Source organism: Janthinobacterium sp. GW822-FHT07A03 (assembly GCF_058798815.1).
The window spans coordinates 194,500-210,282 of the sequence record NZ_JBXAKW010000001.1 but is presented as its reverse complement, the minus strand read 5'-3'; the positions used below and the strand labels follow the sequence as shown (position 1 = coordinate 210,282).

Genomic DNA, 15,783 nt, shown 5'->3' with positions numbered 1-15,783 from the left:
TGGTGCCGAACGGCACGTGCGGGAAATTGAAATTATACACTAAAGCCCGCCTGCGTCGCCCCCCGCGCGCGGAAATTTGCGCCAAATACCGACTATCCCTCCCCCTCCTGCTGTCTACGCACAACAAAATTACCCGATAGCAATAATTGAAATATTTCCAATTCCATACTTTGTGTGGGCGAGCGAACAGACCCTGCCGCGCCCTGGCGGCAGACTGGGATTTTTCAACAGGAGGTCCACCATGAGCTACGAAGAACGCGACGCCTACGGCATGTATGTCAACCGCGGCCACAAAGGCCCCGGCCCTGAACTGATGGGTGCCGACACCCTGATCGGCGACCATGTGCACAGCGCCAAGGATGAACACCTGGGCGAAATCAAGGAAATCATGATCGACATGCGCAGCGGCAAGATTGCCTATGCCGTCATGTCGCACGGCGGTGTCTTCACCATCGGCGAAAAGCTGTTCGCCGTGCCCTGGGAAGCGCTGCTGCTCGACACCGTCAACAAGCGCTTCACCCTGAACGTCGACAAGGAACGCATCGAAAACGCGCCCGGCTTCGACACGGATAACTGGCCGAACATGGCGGATCAGACGTGGGCCAATTCGATCCACAGTTATTATGGAACCACGCCACGCGAGTATTAATTAGCCCCTAAGCGAAGGGCTGGGGTGCACCTTAAAACCGGTACTCCAGCCCCGCCACATACGTCCTGCCCCGGGCCGTGCTCAGCGGCGTGTTGTCCTGCGACTGCGACGGCATCGAGTTCAGGCGGTTCAGCGCTTCCGAGAAATCCTTGTTCATGGCGTTCTGCACGGACAGGCGCAAGAACAGGTTTTTCGACACCTGGTAACTCGCATACAGGTCGATCACGGCCGGTATCTTCGGATTGTCGGCCTTCAGCACTTCGCCCGTCGCTTCATCGGCTTCGTTGTCCGGCGACAGGCGGCGGTTCGACCCCGTGTGCTTGAGGATGGCGCCCACTTCCAGTTTGTTCTCCAGCAAACGCGTACCCACGTCGAGGTTGTAATATGTGCTGGGCAAGTCGCCGATGTCGGCCGCGCCAAACCACGCGCTGGCGATCGAGGTGGGCTGGCTGGTCTTATCGCGCGTATACGACAGGCGCGCATACGTGGCCCCCAGCTGGTACTGCGCTTCCAGCTCCCAGCCGCGCGAGTGCACGGGCGTGGACGAGTTGATGTAGATATACATATTGGTCATGTAGTCATCGACATTGCGCCAGTCATTGGCGAGTACTTCCGCGATATTGCACTTGCGGCCGCTGTCGCACACGAGGAAGGACTGGCTGGTGATATAGCCGTCGATCTTGCTCTTGAAATACAGGGCCTTGAAGTTCAGCACGTCGTTCTTGCTCAGCAAGCCATGCAGGCTGGAATTGAAGCCCAGCTGATAGGTCGTCGCTTTCTCGCCCTTCAGAAACGGGTTCATCGACGCCCCGCCATCATTCGAGAAAAACACTTCCTGCGGATTCGGCCCGCGCATGGTGCGCTCGGCGCTGGCAAACGGCTGGAACCACGGCGTCAGCTGCGCGGAAACGAGCAGCGAAGGGTTGATGCCATGCTCCTTCAGCGCAATATTGCTCGCCCCTTGCGGGAAACATTGCACGCGCGGATCGCAGGCGGGCTTGTAGCCGCTCAAGTCAAAGTGCGTGGTGTTGAGGCCCGCATTGACCTGAACCATGCCGCGGTTGTATTGCAAGCCGGCATACAGGCTGCTGATCTTTTGCACGCCCTCGGGGCCGAAGGTATTGTTTTCAATCGATTGCTGGTTCGCGTCCCGGTTGTCCGGGTCGTCGACGAGGCTTTCCACGTGCTTGCTGTACTTGTTGCGCATCAGCTTGCCGCCGATCGTCAGCAGCGCATCGCCGCCGGCCAGCCTGAAGCTGCTGGTGTTGTTGACGTCGATGGCATCGGCGCGGTTGGCTGCATTGGTATTAATAAAATTGGTCAGCGCCCCGGGCATGTATTTCTGGTTGCCACGGCTGCTGCTGGCCACCACATTGAGGTCGATCAATTCGGAAAACGGCGTGTAGTGATATTTTACGTAGTAGTCGTCGCTGCGAATGTCGCGGCGCGTAAACGTGCTGCGGTAATCGCGCGCCGACAGTTCCAGTGCGTGGAAGTCGCTCAATGTGAGGTCCAGCTTGAGCAGCTGCGACTTGGGCTTTTGCTTGTAATAGCGGTTGTAGCCGAAACCGAATTCCTCGCTGTTGACGCCTTTCGCATTCTTGTAGTTGTTGCCGATCACGCTAGCGCTGGTAGCGGCCATGAAACCTACGCTGCCGCCATCGAAGGCGGGATTCTTCATGGCCACGGCCAGCATGGCGCTGCGCCCCACGCCGTTATTCCCTGTCGACATCTTCGTGCGCGCGCCCACCTTTTCACCGGCAAACACGACGTCATCGACGCCGATGGTGCGGAAGTTGGCGCTGCCAGCCAGCGCATTGACGCCGTCGCCGCCGACGACATTGCCGCGTGACACATCCACGCCGATAATGAAGTTCGGGTCGATCAGGGCGCCGAACTGACTGCTGGGCACGCCGCCGTGCGACACGGACGACGGTGCGCTGCCATAGTAATTCTGGCTCACGCCATCGACCATCATGTTGACGCGGCCCAGGCCCGACAGACCGCGGATGTTGACGCTGACGGCGCCCTGCGCCGGATCGATCTGGGTAAACGTGCCCGGCATGCCGCGCACGATCTGGTCCACGCTCTGCAAGCGCGTGTCCGCGCCGCGCGCGCTGACGGCGCCCGGTTTTTCCAGCGCCTGCTGTTCCGCCGGAACCGTTTCACCGGATACATTCAGCGGCGAAAATTCCACCTTGCCGCTTTCCTGCGGCTGCGCCCCGGCCTGCTGCGCCAGCAAGGCCAGGCAAACGCCTACGGCCTGCGTCATTGTCTTGATATGCATACACCCTCGATTTGTTATGTGATTGAAAAAATGCGATAAATCAGCTGGCGCCGTGGCCATTCCCGGCATCGAGCTTGAACGACACGGGCAAGGTCACCGTCACCGTGCCCTGGCGCAAGACGCTGTCGGGCGGCGCCGGCAGCGGCTGCGCGCGCTGCAGCACTTGCAGCGCTTCGCGGTCGAGCAGCACCGTGCCCGACGAAGTGACCAGTTCGCTGGCCAGCAGCTTGCCGTCGCGGTCCACCTGGAAGCGTACCCAGGCGGCGCCGGCCCGCTTGCGCTGGCGCGCGTCGCCCGGATAGCGCTTGAAATGGGCCAGGTGGCCCAGCACCCGGCTTTGCCAGCTGGCGGGCGCCGCGCTGGCGGGCGGCGTGTCGCTGTTGAACGGCGCCGCCTGCGGACCGCGCACCGAACTTGGCGCCGGCGTGGCGCTGCTGCCGGCCTGCGCGGGCAAGGACGCTTCCCTGGCGGCATCCTTGCCGGGATCTGGCGACGGACTGGTTTCTGCCTTCGTCTCTTTTTCCGCCGCGACGATCTGCGGCGCGGCGGCACGCGCCAGCATGGGCAGCGCCGCTTGCCGAACTGTGCTCTTGGGCGGCCGGGCATCGCTGGACACGGCCGACTGGCGCGCCCCCACGGCATGCGCCGCCTGCGTTTCCGCCGACATCGCCTGTGCCGCAAACACCAGCATCACGCTGGCAGGCGGCTGCGCGGGCACGACCGGCACTGCTTGCCAGGCCGCCCACAGCAGCAGCGCCAGCGCGGTAGCCGCCACCAGCGACGTGGCGATGCCCCAGTTCAATACCGGACGCGGCGCCAGCGTGGACGGCGCACTCACCCGCCCTCCCTACCCACCAGGCCCACTTTCAAATAGCCGGCCTGGCGCAGGGCATCCATCACGCCCAGCACGTCTTCATATGCGGCCTGTTTGTCGGCCTGGAAAAACAGGGTGCGCTGGCGGTCGCCGCCCGTCTGCGCGTCGAGCAGGCGACCCAGCTGTTCGCGCGCCACGGGCGACTCGCCCAGATACAGGCTGCGGTCGGCTTTCAGGGAAACGAACAACGCTTTCTCGGGGCGCGGTTCGGGCTTGGCCGTGGCGGCCGGCAAGTCGATCTTCAGGTCGACGGTGGCCAGCGGCGAGACCACCATGAAGATGATCAAGAGCACCAGCATCACGTCGATGAAGGGCGTGACATTGATCTCACTCAATTCCGGCATGTCGGCCGTGTCGTCGTCCTGCGATGGAAAAAGGCTGGCCATGGTTCAGGCCTGCTTGCGCGTGTCGAGGTCGCGGCTCAGCATCAGCAGCACTTGCGCCGAGGCGGCGCGCAGCAGCGCCTTGACCTGGTTGATGCCACGGCTCAAGACGTTGTAGATGACGACGGCGGGTATCGCCGCCACCAGGCCCAAGGCGGTGGCCAGCAAGGCTTCCGCGATACCGGGCGCGACGGTAGCCAGGTTCGTGCTCTGGCTGACGGCGATGCCGATGAAACTGTTCATGATGCCCCACACGGTGCCGAACAGGCCGACGAACGGCGCCACGGCGCCTATGCTGGCCAGCAAGCCGATGCCTTGCGTCATGCGGCGTACCTGATGCGCGATCAATTGCTCCTGGCGAAAACCGGCCCGCTCCTTCAGGGCCGCCGCCGGCGCATCCGCACGCGACAGATTCAGCTCTTGCTGCACATCATCGAGCAACCGTTGCGCCAGCACAGACGCCCCGCTCTTTACTGCCGCGTCCGGCAAAGAGGCCGCCGTCTTCAGCACGGCGACGGCTTGCGCCGCTTCGCGCCGCGCTTGCAGCAAGCGGGCGCCCTTCACCAGCAAGACCACCCAGGTGGCCAGCGCGGCGATCAACAAACCGATGAGCACGCTTTTGACGACCTGGTCGGCGGCGAAGAACATGCCCAACGGCGACATGTCGTGCGGCAGCGCGGACGCTTGCGCGCCGGCATGCAACAGGGCAAGAAACACACCGCCGGCGGCGGCTTTGATATACAACAAGGGGATACGCATGGGAGCTTCTACAGTGAACAGGCATGGCTGCGCCAACGGCGCGCACGCGCATGCAAAAAAATCGGACGAACTACCTGGCTGCTATGGAGGAGCTTGCTGGGGGAGAATGCCGGGCTGAACGCCCGGCGGAGTTGCAACGGCTTACTTGGCGCTGGCGATGGCGGGCGCCGCCACTGGCGTGTACCACACAAAATCTGCCTGCGGCGCCAGCACCGTGGCGCCCTGCTGCGCCAGCACCAGCACCAGCGGCGCGGGACCGCCCGTCAAGTCCTGCACATGCAGCGGCACGCCCAGGTCCTTGTGCGCATGGTAGGCGCCAGCGATCAGCACGGCGGGCGCGGGCGCGGCCAGCAGGCGCTCGGCCATGCGGCGGTCGCGCTGCTGTTGCACCGACAGCATGGCGGCCAGGCGCGGCGCATCGATCTGGTTGTCGTGCATGACGCGGATGATGTCTTTCAGTTTGTCATGCACCTTGTCATCGTTGGCCAGGTTCGAATGCTTGCCCTGCACGGCCGGCTGGTCGACAAACAGTTGCTTGATCTCGCTGCGGTCCAGGTTGGCCGACCAGACGGGATACGGCGCGCGCATGACGGTCATGACCAGCTCGCCATATTGCGCCCACTTCCAGCTCGGTTGCCAGGCCAGCAGCTCGGCCACGTGTTCGGGGCGCACGACGGGGGCCGTCTGCAGCCACGGCTTGACCTTGTCCACCTTGGCTTGCTGGTCCGGGTTCAGCATTTCCAGCAGCACGCTGCCCTGCGGACGCTGGCCCTGCAATTGCTGCAGCAGCCACTGCTCGATCCGGTGGTGGCTGAGCTGGTCATGCTGCTCGCCCACGATGACCCTCGGGGCGGCCGCCAGCTGGGCCAGCAATTGCTCGGCAGTCAAGCGCTGGCCGCTGCGCAGGTCGACGATCTCGCCCAGCTGGCGCACGTCTTGCACAGTAGCGGATGCCGCAGTCGTGGTACTCAGCGGAGCGACGCTGCTGCAGGCGCTCAGCGCCAGCACGCAGGCGGGCAGGACGGCGGCGAGGGACAGGGGGAATTTCATGGCATGGCCTTTCGGGTGGAAGCACGCATTGCAAAATAACTACTGGCGGGCATTTTAATAGAAATGATTCTCATTTACAACCAAGGCACGGCCCGCCATGCGGATTTTTTTACAACTGGCAAAAAATCAATCTGGTGCTTCAGTGAAATCCCCGGGCGCGGAGTAGAATAAAAAAAACGGAGGACTTGCGTGAATCAAACTGACCAGTTGGCGGTACTGAAAAAACCGCTGCCCGTATCCCTTGCTGCCGTGCTTTCCCTGATCTTTGCCGACCGCTTTTCCATGACGCAAGCCATGCGCGCACATCATGGCCGCGACGAGTCGAGCTATCCCCCCATGCTGCCCGATGCCGTCATCTTTGCCCATTCCACCGAGGAAGTGGCGGCCGCCGTCAAGCTGTGCAGCGCGCACGACGTGCCCGTCATCGCCTACGGCAGCGGCACCTCGCTCGAAGGCCACGTGCTGGCCCTGCATGGCGGCGTGACGATTGATCTGTCGCAAATGAATCACATGGTCGCCGTGCATAATGAAGACTTGACGGCCACCGTGCAGGCGGGCGTGACGCGCAAGCAGTTGAACGAGGACATCCGCGACACGGGCCTGTTCTTCCCCATCGACCCGGGCGCCAATGCCTCGCTGGGCGGCATGGCGGCCACGCGCGCCTCGGGCACGAACGCCGTGCGCTACGGTACCATGCGCGAAAACGTGCTGGCCCTGACGGTGGTCACGGCCGATGGCCGCATCATCAAGACGGGGACCAGGGCGAAAAAATCGTCGGCCGGCTACGACCTGACGCGCCTGTTCGTCGGCAGCGAAGGAACTCTGGGCATCGTCACGGAAGTGACGGTGAAACTGTATCCGCTGCCGGAAGCGATCTCGGCGGCCGTGTGTTCGTTTCCCGGCACGGGCGAGGCCGTCAACGCCGTGATCCAGACCATCCAGATGGGCATTCCGGTGGCGCGGGTCGAGTTTCTCGATGAAAACGGCGTCAAGGCCATCAATGCCTACGACAAGATGGCCTTGCCGGAAAAACCCTTGCTGCTGTTTGAATTCCACGGCACGCCGGCCAGCGTGGCCGAGCAGGCGCAGCTGGTGCAAGCCATCACGGCGGAGCACGGCGCCAGCGATTTCGAGTGGGCCAGCCGCCCCGAAGACCGCTCGCGCCTGTGGGCCGCGCGCCACAACGCATATTTCGCCCTGCTGCAGATGCGCCCCGGCAGCCGCGCCATTTCCACCGACTGCTGCGTGCCCATTTCGCGCCTGGCCGAATGCATCATCGCCACCAAGGCCGATTGCGAAGCGCAGGGTCTCGTCTACGCCATCATCGGCCATGTGGGCGACGGCAACTTCCACGTGCAGATGCTGGTCGACCCCGACGACCCGGCCGACATCGCGCGCGCGGAAAAGGTCAACAGAGACATGGTCACGCGCGCCATCGGCATGGACGGCACCTGCACGGGAGAACATGGCGTGGGCATGCACAAGATGGCCTTCCTGGTGGAAGAACATGGCGAGGGCGCCATCGACACCATGCGCGCCCTCAAGCACGCGCTGGACCCGAAGAACATCATGAATCCGGGCAAGATCGTGCGCTGGTAATCAGGCCGTCCATTCCATGCGCATCGGCACGAAGGCGATGCCGCCCGTCTCCACTTTCGGCCCCGTGGCGACAAAGCCCAGGCTTTCGTACAGGGGCAAGGCGTAGGCCGAGGAGTTGACGGTAAACGCCGTCACACCGCCCCTGGCCAGCGACGCATCGCGCGCGGCCTGCCACAAACGGCGCGCCATGCCGCGCCGGTGCAGGGCGCGCGGCACGAACATGTGGAACAGATGCGTGTTGTCGCGCATGGCCACCACGCCGGCCAGTTCGCCGTTGATATGCGCGAGCTGGTAGGCGTAATTGGGCAGCGACAGATAGCCTTCGATGGCGGGCTGGCGGCAGTTCTCGATGAACTTTTCCGCCCCCGTGCCGTCCGGGTGCAGGGTCAAAAAGGGCATCAGGTCGTCGATCAGGGCAACGATGGCGGGCGCGTCGGCGACCAGGGCGGGACGCAGTGTCGGTTCGGGTAATGTTGTCATATTCAAATAATGCCATGCCCTCCTCCCCGCCGGCAACTCTCAACAAAAATCGCGGCTGCTGGTCCGCAAGCACCCCAGCAAGTGCGACATATCGACCAGGTGCTTGGCTACCAGGTTGCGCACGATGCCCTCCCTTTGCCACACGCCGTACACGCCCAGCAGCGGCGCGCTCAAGACCTCGCGCCGCTGGCTTTCCACCAGGTCGGGCCAGACGATGACGTTGACGGTGCCCGTCTCGTCTTCCAGGGTCATGAAGATGACGCCCTTGGCCGTGCCCGGACGCTGGCGCACGGTGACGATGCCGCAGGCGCGCGCCACTTGCCCGCTCGTGTACGTCATCAGCGTGGACGCCGGCATGAAACGCTGTTCCAGCAATTGCCTGCGCAGCAGCGCCAGCGGGTGGCGGCCCAGGGTCAGGCCTTGCGCGCGGTAGTCGCTGACGATGCTTTCGCCTTCCGTCGGTGCGGCCAGCACGGGCAAGTCTTCCTCTTGCGTGGTGTCGCGCAGCAAGTCCCTGTCCGGCACGGCGCCCACCGCCTGCCACAGGGCTTCGCGCCGATGCCCGGCCAGCGCGTGCAGCGCGTTGCCGGCAGCGAGTACCTGCAAGTCATGACGGTCCAGGCCGCCACGCCGGGCCAGGTCGGCCACGTCGGCGAAGGCGGCAATGGCGCGCGCATCCTCGATGCGCCGGGCCGCGTCCGCGCGCATGCCGAACAGGCTATTCAAGCCCAGGCGCACGGCCGCTGCATCCCCCTCCAGCGCCGCCTCCCAGCCGCTGACGGCCACGTCGACGGGCAGCACGGGCACGCCATGGCGGCGCGCATCCTGCACCAGTTGCGAAGGACTGTAAAAACCCATGGGCTGGCTATTCAGCAAGGCGCACAAAAAGGCGGCCGGTTCGTGGCATTTCAGCCAGGAACTGGCATACGTGAGCAGGGCGAAACTGGCCGCGTGCGACTCGGGAAAGCCGTATTCGCCAAAGCCCTCGATCTGGCTGAAGATGGCCTCCGCGAACTCCCGTTTATACGCATTTTTGACCATCGTTTCGACGATGCGTTCCTTGTAATTGTTCATGCCGCCCTTGCGTTTCCAGGCCGCCATGGCGCGCCGCAGCTGGTCCGCCTCGCCGGGCGTGAAATCGGCGGCGATGATGGCCACCTGCATCACCTGCTCCTGGAAGATAGGGATGCCGAGGGTGCGCCCCAGCGCCTTGTCCAGGCCCTTCGGATACTCGACCGGCTCCTTTTTCTGGCGCCGCTGCAGATACGGATGCACCATGCCGCCCTGGATGGGGCCGGGGCGCACGAGCGCCACCTCGATGACGAGGTCATAGAATTCACGGGGCCGCAGCCGGGGCAGCATGCTCATCTGCGCGCGCGACTCGATCTGGAACACGCCGATGGTGTCCGCCTGGCACATCATGTCGTAGGTGGCGGGGTCTTCCGCAGGAATATCCTGCAAACGGAATTCCTCGCCGCGCCGCGCACTCACCAGTTCCAGCGCGCGGCGCAGGGCCGACAGCATGCCCAGCGCCAGCACGTCGACCTTCATCAAGCCCAGCTCTTCAAGATCATTCTTGTCCCACTCGATGACGCTGCGCTCGGCCATGCTGGCGTTTTCGATCGGCACCAGGCGCGACAATTTTCCTTGCGCGATGACAAAGCCGCCCGGATGCTGCGACAAATGGCGGGGAAAACCCAGCAATTGCTGCGCCAGGCCCGCCCACTGCTGCGACAATGCCGCTTCCGGGTTGAGCCCGCATTCGGCCAGGCGCTCCAGCAGATCGCGCTTGCCGTCGAACCAGCGATGCGCCTTGGCCACTTTTTCCACGATGGCCAGGTCGATCCCCAGCGCCCGCCCGCTGTCGCGCAAGGCGCTCTTCGGCCGGTAGCTGATCACCACGGCGGCCAGCGCGGCCCGTTCGCGCCCATATTTGCCATAGATATATTGAATCACTTCTTCGCGCCGCTGGTGCTCGAAATCGACGTCGATGTCGGGCGGCTCGTTGCGCTCGCGCGACATGAAGCGCCCGACCAGGCAATTGCCGCGCGCGGGGTCCACTTCCGTGATGTGCAGGCAATAGCAGACGGCCGAATTGGCGGCCGATCCCCTGCCCTGGCACAGGATGTCTTGCGACCGCGCAAAGCGCACGATGTCGTAGACGGTCAAAAAATACGCTTCGTAGGAAAGATCCCGGATCAGCTCCAGCTCCTGCTCGATCTGCTCCTGCACGTTGGCCGGGATACCCAGAGGAAAGCGCAGGCGCGCGCCCGCATACGTTTCTTCACGCAGATACGTCGCCGGCGTGTGGCCGTGCGGCACCAGCTCGACGGGATAGTCATAGCACAGGCTGTCGAGGGAAAAATCGCACAGTTCGGCGATACGCACGGTTTCCGCCAGCGCTTGCGGCGGATACACATTGGCCAGGCGCAAGCGCGCGCGCAGATGCTGCTCCGCATTTTGCGCCAGCGCATAGCCGCACTCGCCCACGGGCTTGCCCACGCGTATCGCGCACAGGGTGTCGAGCAGGGGCTTGCGCGAACGCACGTGCATGCACACGTGGCCGACAGCCACCACGGGCAGGCCCAGCGCCTGCGCGCCTTCCTGCACGGCGCTGCGGTGCGCGTCATCCTGCGCCCGCTGCAGCAGGTTCAGTCCCACCCAGCTGCGCTCGCCGCCAAAGGTGGCCGCCATCCATGCGCCCTGCGCACGCAGCGCCTCGGGCCGGGCCGGATAGCCGGGCAGCAAGATCATCAGACAGCCCGGTAAACCCCGCAAATGGGCGAACTCCGGCGACGGCGCCGTGAAATCATCGGGCGTCAGCAGATAGCGTCCCTTGGCCGCCCGCGTGCGCGCCATGGTGATCAGTTCCGACAGATTGCCGTAACCGTCGATATCGCGCACCAGCGCCAGCAGCGACGGCCCCGGGCTGCCATCGGCCTGCGTCAAATGAAAATGCGCACCGATAATCAGGGGGAAATCGGCCCGCTTGGCCACCGCATGGGCGCGCACGACACCAGCCAGCGAACACTCGTCCGTGATGGCCAGCGCCTTGTAACCGAGCTGCATGGAACGCGCGACCAGTTCTTCCGCATGCGAGGCCCCATGCAGGAAGCTGAAATTGCTCAGGCAGTACAACTCAGCATACTCGGGTAAGACGGCACCCCACATGATCTACCTCAATACTGTATATAAACACAGTATGATATACTCATCCTGAATCAAGTAGCCGGTTCCAGTCGGATAGTGTTCATTTTGATGGGCACACGGAGCGTCTGCCGGCCGGCACTTGGCTTTGGCCTGTCGCATGACGGAGCAAATTGATAGTCGGGCAAATCAGTTAGCAACTATGCGAAACTCCGTCGCTGTGGCTACGGGGCGAACTTGATTGCGCTCCCGTTTCAATTCCACGATGCCGTAATTGGACATTGTTTTCAAGGTGCGCGACAGGTTGCTCGGTTTACGGCCCGTTGTTTCAGCCAATGCAGAGATGGATTCCGGTTGCGTTTCCAGGATCACGTGCAACAACGCCCGGTTTTCGTCGCTCAGGACTTCTGCCAGCGATTTGATCGAAGTGAACCAGACCTTGGGCTCATCCGCCTTCGGTTTATATATGCCGCGAGCGATGGCGAGCACGCGTTCGCGGATTTTCTCTTGCGGCATGATGCCAATAAAAATCGGTTTCATTGCTTTTTTACCTCCAGCAAAATGCGGTCCACGTCAGCAAAGAAATCATTGATCAGATGCTGCGCATCCTTGAATTCGTATGGTACTCCCTGATCTGACGGATGCCGGTGTTTATGGTCGAATGCCACGATACGTCCCGCATATTTGAACTTCTTTGGCGGCTTTACCATGTGCGCATTGTCATAACCGAGGATGCGTTTGCCATACGGTTCGTGTAGCGTCAGCGAGTAGCGTATGCCGTGAGGAATCTCATCCGACACTTCCGTCCGCCTGGCTTCTATCTTGATCCAATAACCGCCATCCTGGTCGAGGATGGAGCCATCCAGGTCCAGCAATGTATCAATGGCAGGATCGGGCCTCATGCGGGAAGTATATCATCTGTTGATATATCACTTCCACGAAAGCGTCAATAGGCGCAGCCTTTGACTCCATCCAGCCAAGACATCGAGAGGCTTTGCACTTATTTTCGTTTATGCTGATGTTTTATCTTGCCCATCGGCCGCCATGATCGTCCATCTCTTGAAATGTTTCGGCGCCGTACCCGGCGGCGGCAATGCGGCGCTGGTCGTGGAAAACGACGGCGGCAGCGAAACGGCGCGCCAGGCCTTCGCGCGCGAGCGCCAGGTCAGCGCCTGCGTCTTCCTCGACCGGCAGGCGGATGGCGGCATCGTGCTCGACTATTTTTATCCGCACACGCGCAGCCCCCTGTGCCTGCACGCCACCCTGGCCGCCGCGCATGTGCTGCTGACGGCGCCCGGCGCCCCGGCAACCTTGACGGTGAGCACGGCCATGCGCGGGCAAGCCTTGCGGCTGGTGCGCCGCGCGGAAGGAATCTTCATTGGCTTGACATCGCAGCCGGCACCGGCCGTCATGCTGGAAACATATGTGCCGTCGGAACTCATGGGCCAGCACATGCACTTGCTGTCGCCGCCCGTGATCGCCTCCGTCGGCAGCCCGAAGCTGCTGCTGGAAGTGGCCGACCGCACCACCCTGCGCGCGCTGCGGCCGAACCTGGAGCTGATCGCCGACTGGAGCGCCTTGCACCAGGTCAGCGGCTGCTACGCGTATTGCCGCACGGGCGAGAGCGAATATGAAGGGCGCAACTTCAACCACCGCGATCCGGCCCAGGAAGACAGCGCCACGGGCGTGGCGGCGGGCGCGCTGTCAGCGCATTTGCAACAGTCGCTGCGCCTGCATCAGGGCCACGTGATACAGCAGCCCTGTTTGATCGAGGTGCAATACAGCACGCAGGCAATCTGGGTGGGCGGCATGGTGCAGCGCAGCACCTGAATGGGGCATCGCGCACCGGTACAAGGCAAGCCGGGCGGTGGCCAAAAGATAATCAACCAGGAAACAACAGTTACAGCAAATTTGTAATAACAAAACAAAGTATCGCTGGTGAATGCTGAAATGATGGCACTAGAATCAAGTCACGAATCTTGCTCATCAGCCACTTGGAGACACTGCGTGCCGACCCTCACCACCTTGCGTAAAGCCATCCTCATCAGCCTGTACGGCAGCGCCGCCCTGGCCGCCTTCAGTCCCGCCGCCATGGCCCAGAGCACGGAAGCGGCCGCCACGGAGGGGCCCGTGCAAACGGTCAGCGTGGTCGGCTCGCGCCGGGTCGCCAGTTCCGCCACCGATACCATGGTGCCGGTCGATATCATCCCCATTTCCCGGGTGGCCGAGCAAGGCGGCCAGTTTGACCTGGCGCAATCGCTGCAATACATCTCGCCCTCGTTCAACTCCACGCGCCAGACGGGCGCCGACGGGGCCGACCTGATCGATTCGGCCGCCCTGCGCGGCCTCGGCTCCGATCAGACCCTGGTGCTGGTGAACGGCAAGCGGCGCCACACGACGGCCTTGGTCAACCTGTTCGGCGCGCGCAACCGCGGCAACACGGGCACGGACATGAATGCGATTCCTTTGCTGGCGATCAAGAACGTGCAAGTGCTGCGCGACGGCGCCGCCGCCCAGTACGGCTCGGACGCCATTGCCGGCGTGATCGACATCGAACTGAAGAAAAGCCTGGGCTGCGAAGCGGTGGCCGGCTACAGCCAGTATTCCGAAGGCGACGGCAAGAATTACATGACCTCCGCCTACTGCGGCATCGCGCTGGGCGACAAGGGCACCCTGGCCATCACGGGCGAATACCTGGACCGGGGCCACTCGAACCGGGCCGATGCGGACAGCATGCGCATCATCGGCGACACCAAATCGCAAAACAAGACGCTGTACATCAATGGCGACTACGCCACCAGCCCCACGGGCAAGCTGTACTTCACGGCCGGCGCGCAGACGCGCGACGCCTCCAGCGCGGCATTCGGCCGGGGCGGCATCGGCAGCGACGACATTCCATCGCGCAATTCCGCCGCCATGTACCCGGACGGTTTCGTGCCCTTCATCAATGGCAAGATCGACGACCAGTACGCCACCATCGGCCACCGCAGCCAGATCGGCGAATGGCATGCTGACTTTTCGCAAACCTATGGCTACAACAAGATGCGCTACGACATCAGCCATACCTTGAACGCCTCGATCGCCAACCTCGACCTGATGAACGGCGGCAAGGGTGTCAGCGCCAGCAACTTTGACGCGGGCGGCTTCTCGTTCCAGCAACTGACCAGCAACGCCGATTTCAGCCGCTATTACGATACGGTACTGAGCGGCATGAACGTGGCCTTCGGCGCCGAGTACCGCAGCGAGGAATACAAGATCATGGCCGGCGAGCCGAACTCCTACATCGATGCCGACGGCGTGGGCGTGGGCGGCAATGCGGGCAGCCAGGGCTTTCCCGGCTTCCAGCCCGGCGACGCCACCAAGGCCAAACGCCACAGCATCGCCGCGTATGGCGACGTGGAACTGGACTGGACGGAACGCCTGAAAACCCAGGCGGCCCTGCGCTATGAAAAATTCAGCGATTTCGGCTCCACCGTGACGGGCAAGCTGGCCGCCAGCTATAAAGTGGCGCCGAACGTGCTGCTGCGCGGCTCGGCCAGCACGGGTTTCCGCGCGCCATCGTTGCAGCAAGTGTATTTCTCGTCCACCTTCACCGACTTCATCGGCGGCGTGCCCACCGACGTGGTGCTGGCGCCGAACGGCGGCACCGTCGCCAACGCGGCCGGCATCCCCAAGCTGAAAGAGGAAAAATCCACCAGCTTTACGTTCGGCACCACCTGGACGCCCACGCAAGCCATTTCCGTGACGGCCGACTTGTACAATATCAAGATCAAGGACCGCATCGTGCTGTCGGGCCGCTTCAATGCCGACAACTACCCGGACCTGGCCGCGCGCCTGGCCCTGCTGGGCGTGGGCGAGGCGCAATTCTTCGTCAACTCCATCGACACGCGCACGCGCGGCCTGGACCTGACGGCCTCGCACAAGGGCGAACTGGCCGGCAACCGCCTGACCACCTTCCTGGCCTTGAACTTGAGCAAAACGGAAGTGACGAAAGTCAAGACGCCCGCCTCGCTGACGGGCTTCGAAGACGTGCTGCTGTCCGAACGCGAACGCCTGTTCATCGAACAGGGCGGCCCCCGTTCGAAAGCCACGCTGGGCTTCGACTACGTCACGGGCAAGCTGGAGTCGGACCTGCGCATCATCTACTTTGGTCCGCAAACCCTGGGCACCTTCAGCGGCACGGCCGCCGGCGTGCCGAACGCCCATTACGCGGCCAAGACCTCGGCCGACCTGAGCTTCACCTACAGCATCAACAAAAACACCAAGCTGACCTTTGGCGGCAACAACATCTTCAACGTCAAGCCCACCACGCAAAACGCGGACGAGACGGACAACGGCTTCAAGTACGACAGCGTGCAGTTCGGCCTGAACGGCGCCTCGTATTTCGGACGGCTGTGGGTGAAGTTCTGATCACCGTGTCCACCTGAAACAACAGCGGCTGCGCCAGCATGGGCAGCCGCTGTTTTTTTAGGCGGGCGGCAATACACTCACGTCCGCGCAGCACGGCCAAGGCCAACATCGCACTGCGATGCGAGCTCGTCCATCACAGCTTGCG

At 63.0% G+C, this 15,783-nt stretch carries 13 protein-coding genes; 4 read left to right on the top strand and 9 right to left on the bottom strand.

Annotation, left to right across the window (positions count from 1 at the left end):
* Positions 1-241 precede the first annotated feature (241 nt).
* The gene (locus AC1RJW_RS00980; RefSeq protein ID WP_493042726.1) at positions 242-649 is read left to right on the top strand and encodes a PRC-barrel domain-containing protein; all 408 of its coding nucleotides are present in this window, start codon (positions 242-244) and stop codon (positions 647-649) included.
* Positions 650-680: 31 nt separating this feature from the next.
* On the opposite strand, the gene AC1RJW_RS00975 is transcribed toward AC1RJW_RS00980, so the two are convergent.
* The 5 genes from AC1RJW_RS00975 to AC1RJW_RS00955 all read right to left on the bottom strand — a co-directional run bounded on the left by AC1RJW_RS00975 (position 681) and on the right by AC1RJW_RS00955 (position 6,002).
* Positions 681-2,936: a TonB-dependent receptor domain-containing protein gene (locus AC1RJW_RS00975; protein ID WP_493042724.1), complete on the bottom strand. Its 2,256-nt coding sequence runs from the start codon at positions 2,934-2,936 to the stop codon at positions 681-683.
* A gap of 40 nt (positions 2,937-2,976) precedes the next feature.
* Entirely contained in the window at positions 2,977-3,774 is a 798-nt protein-coding gene (locus AC1RJW_RS00970; protein ID WP_493042722.1) for an energy transducer TonB, read from the bottom strand.
* Entirely contained in the window at positions 3,771-4,196 is a 426-nt protein-coding gene (exbD, locus tag AC1RJW_RS00965; RefSeq protein ID WP_493042719.1) for a TonB system transport protein ExbD, read from the bottom strand. Before exbD ends, AC1RJW_RS00970 begins: the two co-directional genes overlap by 4 nt.
* Positions 4,197-4,199: 3 nt before the next feature.
* Positions 4,200-4,952, bottom strand: a complete 753-nt coding sequence (gene exbB / locus AC1RJW_RS00960) for a tonB-system energizer ExbB (RefSeq protein ID WP_493042718.1) — start codon at positions 4,950-4,952, stop codon at positions 4,200-4,202.
* A gap of 141 nt (positions 4,953-5,093) precedes the next feature.
* Positions 5,094-6,002: a ChaN family lipoprotein gene (locus AC1RJW_RS00955; protein WP_493042716.1), complete on the bottom strand. Its 909-nt coding sequence runs from the start codon at positions 6,000-6,002 to the stop codon at positions 5,094-5,096.
* A gap of 189 nt (positions 6,003-6,191) precedes the next feature.
* Between AC1RJW_RS00955 and AC1RJW_RS00950 the strand changes: the two genes are divergently transcribed.
* Positions 6,192-7,601: an FAD-binding oxidoreductase gene (locus tag AC1RJW_RS00950; RefSeq protein ID WP_493042714.1), complete on the top strand. Its 1,410-nt coding sequence runs from the start codon at positions 6,192-6,194 to the stop codon at positions 7,599-7,601.
* Here the strand turns inward: AC1RJW_RS00950 and AC1RJW_RS00945 are convergent, their stop codons facing one another.
* The 4 genes from AC1RJW_RS00945 to AC1RJW_RS00930 form a co-directional block, all read right to left on the bottom strand.
* Complete coding sequence (locus AC1RJW_RS00945; protein WP_493042712.1) at positions 7,602-8,081, bottom strand: GNAT family N-acetyltransferase; 480 nt, start codon at positions 8,079-8,081, stop codon at positions 7,602-7,604.
* 39 nt (positions 8,082-8,120) lie between these two features.
* On the bottom strand, positions 8,121-11,252 hold the full coding sequence (locus tag AC1RJW_RS00940; RefSeq protein WP_493042710.1) for an error-prone DNA polymerase: 3,132 nt from the start codon (positions 11,250-11,252) through the stop codon (positions 8,121-8,123).
* Between the two features lie 165 nt (positions 11,253-11,417).
* A complete protein-coding gene (locus tag AC1RJW_RS00935; RefSeq protein WP_070291776.1) occupies positions 11,418-11,768 on the bottom strand; it encodes an HVO_A0114 family putative DNA-binding protein in 351 nt (116 codons plus the stop codon).
* Positions 11,765-12,130, bottom strand: a complete 366-nt coding sequence (locus tag AC1RJW_RS00930; RefSeq protein WP_493042708.1) for a toxin-antitoxin system TumE family protein — start codon at positions 12,128-12,130, stop codon at positions 11,765-11,767. Before AC1RJW_RS00930 ends, AC1RJW_RS00935 begins: the two co-directional genes overlap by 4 nt.
* Positions 12,131-12,272: 142 nt before the next feature.
* On the opposite strand from AC1RJW_RS00930, the gene AC1RJW_RS00925 reads away from it, so the two are divergent.
* Together AC1RJW_RS00925 and AC1RJW_RS00920 are read left to right on the top strand one after the other, a co-directional pair.
* Complete coding sequence (locus AC1RJW_RS00925; protein ID WP_493042706.1) at positions 12,273-13,058, top strand: PhzF family phenazine biosynthesis protein; 786 nt, start codon at positions 12,273-12,275, stop codon at positions 13,056-13,058.
* 177 nt (positions 13,059-13,235) lie between these two features.
* Complete coding sequence (locus tag AC1RJW_RS00920) at positions 13,236-15,638, top strand: TonB-dependent receptor plug domain-containing protein (protein WP_493042703.1); 2,403 nt, start codon at positions 13,236-13,238, stop codon at positions 15,636-15,638.
* The last annotated feature ends 145 nt before the right edge of the window (positions 15,639-15,783 follow it).

What these genes read in the sequence shown, in the direction of transcription:
- AC1RJW_RS00935 (WP_070291776.1), bottom strand. Translation starts at nt 11,768, where the DNA reads ATGAAACCGATTTTTATTGGCATCATGCCGCAAGAGAAAATCCGCGAA.
- exbB (WP_493042718.1), bottom strand. Translation starts at nt 4,952, where the DNA reads ATGCGTATCCCCTTGTTGTATATCAAAGCCGCCGCCGGCGGTGTGTTT.
- AC1RJW_RS00980 (WP_493042726.1), top strand. Translation starts at nt 242, where the DNA reads ATGAGCTACGAAGAACGCGACGCCTACGGCATGTATGTCAACCGCGGC.
- AC1RJW_RS00925 (WP_493042706.1), top strand. Translation starts at nt 12,273, where the DNA reads ATGATCGTCCATCTCTTGAAATGTTTCGGCGCCGTACCCGGCGGCGGC.
- exbD (WP_493042719.1), bottom strand. Translation starts at nt 4,196, where the DNA reads ATGGCCAGCCTTTTTCCATCGCAGGACGACGACACGGCCGACATGCCG.
- AC1RJW_RS00975 (WP_493042724.1), bottom strand. Translation starts at nt 2,936, where the DNA reads ATGCATATCAAGACAATGACGCAGGCCGTAGGCGTTTGCCTGGCCTTG.
- AC1RJW_RS00955 (WP_493042716.1), bottom strand. Translation starts at nt 6,002, where the DNA reads ATGAAATTCCCCCTGTCCCTCGCCGCCGTCCTGCCCGCCTGCGTGCTG.
- AC1RJW_RS00930 (WP_493042708.1), bottom strand. Translation starts at nt 12,130, where the DNA reads ATGAGGCCCGATCCTGCCATTGATACATTGCTGGACCTGGATGGCTCC.
- AC1RJW_RS00945 (WP_493042712.1), bottom strand. Translation starts at nt 8,081, where the DNA reads ATGACAACATTACCCGAACCGACACTGCGTCCCGCCCTGGTCGCCGAC.
- AC1RJW_RS00940 (WP_493042710.1), bottom strand. Translation starts at nt 11,252, where the DNA reads ATGTGGGGTGCCGTCTTACCCGAGTATGCTGAGTTGTACTGCCTGAGC.